The following is a 5,031-nucleotide window of genomic DNA, read 5'->3' on the forward strand; positions in this document are numbered from 1 at the left end:
AGGGTGAAGAAGTCAAGCTGCGGAGTCCTGACGGATCGTGGTGGAGAACAGGATGAAGAGCACTCCGAGGATCTGTGCGCCGGTCAAATGCTCGTGATTGACGAGTGCGGCGAGGAGGGTGGCAGTGAGCGGTTCGAGGAAGAGAGCGATGATTGCCCCCCTGGGGCCCGCGTAGCGCAGGCCAGTGAAGTAGCTGCTGTAGGCCACAGCCGTGGGGACCAGGCCGAGGAAGAGCACGGCACCGATTACTGCTGGACGGGCCGGGATGGCCATCCCGACCGTCAGTGTGATGGGCAGCAGCAGGAGACCTCCAGCCAGGAAGCCCAGCCCGATGGTGGTGATGTGGTCCAGGCCGGGAAGTGTTTCACGGCGGTCCATCGACAGCGCGGCGAAGCCTGCTGCAGCCAGTAGCGCCAGGCCGGTCCCGGCCATCCGGTGAGCGCCTGCGGTCGGCGAGCCGATCAGCAGTACCAGACCCGCGAGCGCGATGACCAAGGAGACGATGGCGCGGCGGGTTGGTGGGCGCCGGTCGAGGAATGCCGTCCCAGCAGTGATCAGGATGGAGACTGCGACCATCGTGGTCAGGGTGGCCAGGCCGACCGAGGTAGCAGCTACCGCTGCGAAGTAGGCAGCCTGGTAGCAGGCCAACAGGAGACCGGCAGCGGCGATGCGGAACAGGCCCCGCGAGTCCCGCGGTACCCCGACGAGTCGTCCACTCACCAGGGCATATCCGGTGATGAGGGTGCCTCCGATCAGCAGGCGATATGCGGCCACAGCGACCGGGGCCAAGCCGGTGTACGAGGCGAGGATCGAACCGGCGAGACCGCCGGTTCCCCACAGCACTCCAGCCAGAACGAGCAGGGTGGTGCCGTTCCGCAGCATCGGTGCAGCGGAAAGAGACGAGCATGCAGGCATGAAAGAGGACTCCAGCTTCGACGCGAAGAAAGGAAAGAGGCGTCAAAGCAGGGCATCAGCGGATCGACGGCTGATCAGGCATCACCGAAGGGGGCCACGGCCGTTCGTCCGGCCGGGCCCAGCAGACGCCCCGCTCAGAAGCGGGGCGGTGAGCAGATGATCCGATGCTGATGCACGGCGCTCACCCTAGCGTTGGGCAGGCATTGGCTGCAGTAGGAATCCAAGCCATGGTCATTTCTGACGCAATGTGCGGAGCCGGCAGGATCTCGCTGTCGGCGTGCTCCTTGAACGCGGCTTCGGCGGCCGTGGTGAGGTCGTCCGCGGCCTGGCAGGCGGCATCCAGCTGCTTGAGCAGCGCCAGCAGCTGCTGGCCGAACGCGTCCTCGACGGCCGGGCGATGCCGGGCGTACTCGGAGCGGAAGATCTCCCGCAGACGCGCAGTCTCGGTGTCGAAGCCGCGGGTGCGGCCGCTGCGCTTGAGGGCGGCGCGCAACTGGGCGAGGGTGAGTTTCGCGGCCTTCGCCGGCGTCGGGGCGAGGGTGAGGACCATTCGGGCGTCTGACCTGGTCAGGCCGCCTTCCTTGCCCTGGAAGGCGTGCAGGGCGGCGGGGTAGTACTCGCGCAGCAGCGAGCGGACCTGGTTGGCGACCTGCTGGCGGCTCCAGACGGCGTCCTGCTGGGCTCGGGCCAGCACGGTGATGGCCTGGGCGAGTTCGCTGTCGGCGGGCAGCGGCCGGTGGGCGTGCATGTCGGTGCGCAGGATGTTCGCCAGGACCAGGGCGTCGCCGGGGTCGGACTTCTTGCGGCTGACGCCGTGCCGGTCGCGGTAGCGGGAGGCGGCGAGCGGGTTGATCGCGAAGACCTTGCGATCACCGGTGCGCAGGACGGCCACGAGCAGGCCGCGGCTGGTTTCGATGGCCACGGGTATGGGGGTCTCCGGGCTGTCGCCGTGTTCGGCCAACAGGTCCAGGAGCTTGCTGTAGCCGGCCGCGTCATCGCTGATGCGAGCCTTGGCGAGCAGGGCGCCGGTGTCGTCGACGACGGCGACGTCGTGGTGGCGCTCCGCCCAGTCGATGCCGCAGAACACGGTCAAGCCATCCTCCCAGATCCGTTTATTTGTGCAGGTCACGAGCACATGCGGGTCGCGCAGCGTCCTAATCCCAGGACTCACAGGTCCGCCATCTCAGTAGCCGTTCGCGACACCAGCGCACCCCAAGGGCTCGGTCTGTCTGCAGAGCTCGCGGGCTCGCGGATGAAACAAGAGGTCGACCCTGGGGCGGGCTCGTGCCGTGACGATCAACGTCCGGCTGGCCGCCGGGAGTTTCACGGTAATCACGGAGGCACCGGGCTGTGCCGCTCTTGACAGAGGTCTCGAAGGACCAGGGGAAACGAAGGCATCAGCTCGGCGCCCGCGTCATCACCGCAAGGCGCGGACGGCGGTGGGGGCCGTGGCCGTGACGAAGGCGCCGGGTCCCGCCGCTCTAGGCGAAGGCCTCTCGGGCCAGGCTGACATCAGGCGTTGCCCGACGCCCACGACACCGCCATGGATCCCACCGGTGGACAGCGGCGCCAGTCTCAGAGCGGGTCTCCAGGACCATGAGGGCCGAAGGCGTTCCGCTGCCCGTTGTCGACCGCTCACCCAGCCCCTTGCGGAGACCGGACCGAGCCGCCTACACCCCGGATTAGGAGAAACGTCCTCGGTAGCGGACCTGGTCAAGGGGTCAAGCAGGCCACCGGCCGCACCTGGTCAAGGGGTCGGTCGGCGGTGGGCACACCGGTGCGACGCACCGGGCGCGCGCGAGTGCCGGGCATCGTCGGGTGGTGCGCCGCCGGCTGCGGTGGCGGACATCGCGGTGCGCACCACGTGGCGTGCATCGTCATCCGGCGCACCGGAGTGGAGTCCACTCGGTGGATCCCATCGGGTGGAGTCCACTGAGCTTGTCCTTTAACCTCGGGCCGTGCCATGACGGCTGAGGTTGATCTCCAGCTCAGCCCCGGTGCGAGGCCTCGTTAACGGTCGGCGCATGATGGCCGTCATGGAGAACGTGGTCGAGAAGATCAAGGTCTGGTTCCGGTTCGTCCCTCGCGAGGGATGGTTCCCCCAGGACACCGAGGGCCTGTGGGCGACGCCGCTCGGCGATGACACGGCGTGTGTGCAGAACATCCCGTTTCTCCAGAACGGGGTCGCCGAGGGCGATGTAGTGCGGTACCAGACCGACGCCGACGGGCTGCACTGGGCTGTCGGGCGGGTCAGTTCGTCCGGCAACTGCACGATCCGTGTGGTGCCTGTGCCCACCGGTCCCCTGGGACGCAGTCCGCAGGCCGTGCATCAGCGCCTTTCAGTGTTCGAGCTCGGAGGCGAGGTCTTCAGCGAGGACTTCCCCATGGTGGCCTTCACCGCACCGGCAGGCGCGGACTTCGCCGGAATCAAGACTCTCCTGACACAGGGACAGACAGAGGGATGGTGGCACTACGAAATCGGATGTGGCACCGACGAGTGGTGGAACGCCTGAGCCTGCCGGCTATCCCATTCGTCGAGGTTTGGTGCCGACCTTGTGATGTGCGGGTCGGGCGTATGACTCGCCTGTGGCGAGGACGCGTCCGACGTCGTATCGGGTGGAGGGTCTCCGGTTCTTCGAGCCGGGCGGGCGGCCGGGGCCCGGTCGAGTGGGTTTCGGTGCACGAGCTGGAGTGCCCGTCTTCGCGCGGAGGTTCCTGAACCCCCGGCGGACTCGAGCAGGGGTGAGTCTGTTCGGTTCCGCTGGCCGCTCCCACGGCCGACGGAGGTCCCGCGCGAGTGGCCGGGCGAGCCGAAGTTGGGCGTGCGCGGCCAGTACGAGCCAGGTCCAGCGGTCTGCCGCGGCGGAGTCCCGGAGCTTGGGACGGGTCCAGCCAAGCGTCTGCTTGAGCAGACGGAACGTGTGCTCAACGTCGAACCTACGCAGGAAGGCCTGCCAGCATCGGTCGACGTCCTCGGGGCGGGCGCCAGTGCGGGACCACCACAGCCAGACGGGCTTGTTCACCCCGCCGCTCGGCAGTTTCGCGACCGTCAACCTGATCACGGTGCCCTCGATGATGGGCAAGGAGCCTTCGTGATCACCCCATGCCGCCCGCCGAGTCAGCCGAGGGTGCAGCCGGTCCCAGGCCTGAGCCGTCGCCGTCCCGTACCGCTCGGTGTCGGTCACGGTCACCACCCCCACCTCGCCCCAGGTCTCAGGGCTGCCGAAGACGAACTCACCACCGTGCTTGGGCGGGCGCCCGCCCTGCGGCGGACAGATCCACGGCACCGGGACCGGCTTGCGCATCACCCGGTCCGAACGCAGCCGGCCCAGCACCTCGACCGGCAGGTCAGCCAAGAGGTGGGCGATGCGAGGCGCGTCGTATCCGGCGTCCAGTACGACCAGGACGTCTCGGTCATCGTCCCGCCACTGGCCGGCCTCGATGAAGCGTTCGATGACCTCGCGGACCTGGTCGGCGGTGACGGCGGCCAGGTCCGTACCGGGCTCCAGCCGGATCGCGTCCAGCAGCGCGGTCCACGAGGTCCGGCCCGTCTCCAGCGCGGCGACGATCGAGTACGGCCAGCCGGGCACCATCTGGTGCTTGCCCAAGCCGCGGCCGAAGGTGTGACAGAACGAGCGGTCCGAAGACGTGTCGGCGTCCGGCCGAAGCCACGGGGAGACGTCCACCGCCAACACCAGGCGTCCATCGGCGGCCCGGGGCAGCGGCAGACCGGCCAGGGCCCGCCGCAGCCGGGCCACGTCGATCCGGCCCAGGTTCAGCCCGGCGTACAGGGCACCGTGGCCGCGTCGGTGCTCGGGAGCGAGAGCAAGATCCACGAGGGTGCGGACGGGACCGTCAGTGCACAGCAAGGCGTCGCACAGCTCGAACAGCGCGTCGCTCCGGGAGATCAGGCACGAGTACAACTCGGTACGGAACTCGGTCACCGCTGTCAGCGCGCCTCGTTGAACCTCGCGCCCGACCAGTTCCACGATCCCGGCCTCCGTGCCGCAGCGACCCTGGCCACAGGATCAGGCCCCGGCCCCCGGCATGTCCGGTGAAGTGGGGAAACTCGGACCAAGTTCGATCCGCGTTCGACAGCGGACCATAAACGACAAG

General features: G+C 68.5%; 3 protein-coding genes and 1 pseudogene. 1 reads left to right on the forward strand and 3 read right to left on the reverse strand.

What is annotated here, in order from left to right; all coding sequences use genetic code 11:
• Positions 1-12: 12 nt before the first annotated feature.
• Positions 13-882: a DMT family transporter gene (locus tag ACZ7DE_RS40900; protein WP_470769620.1), complete on the reverse strand. Its 870-nt coding sequence runs from the start codon at positions 880-882 to the stop codon at positions 13-15.
• Between the two features lie 292 nt (positions 883-1,174).
• A pseudogene (locus tag ACZ7DE_RS40905) lies at positions 1,175-2,023 on the reverse strand (IS110 family transposase); the annotation flags it as partial.
• Between the two features lie 916 nt (positions 2,024-2,939).
• On the opposite strand from ACZ7DE_RS40905, the gene ACZ7DE_RS40910 reads away from it, so the two are divergent.
• Positions 2,940-3,428: a DUF4265 domain-containing protein gene (locus tag ACZ7DE_RS40910; protein WP_470769622.1), complete on the forward strand. Its 489-nt coding sequence runs from the start codon at positions 2,940-2,942 to the stop codon at positions 3,426-3,428.
• A gap of 9 nt (positions 3,429-3,437) precedes the next feature.
• Here ACZ7DE_RS40910 and ACZ7DE_RS40915 read toward each other — a convergent pair whose 3' ends face one another.
• Positions 3,438-4,904 (reverse strand): NF041680 family putative transposase, encoded by a 1,467-nt coding sequence (locus ACZ7DE_RS40915; protein ID WP_470769624.1) that lies wholly within the window; start codon positions 4,902-4,904, stop codon positions 3,438-3,440.
• Positions 4,905-5,031 lie beyond the last annotated feature (127 nt).

Source organism: Streptomyces sp. NPDC037083 (assembly GCF_055606485.1).

Coding starts and splice junctions, on each gene's coding strand:
- ACZ7DE_RS40900 (WP_470769620.1), bottom strand. CDS start 882: ATGCTGCGGAACGGCACCACCCTGCTCGTTCTGGCTGGAGTGCTGTGG.
- ACZ7DE_RS40910 (WP_470769622.1), top strand. CDS start 2,940: ATGATGGCCGTCATGGAGAACGTGGTCGAGAAGATCAAGGTCTGGTTC.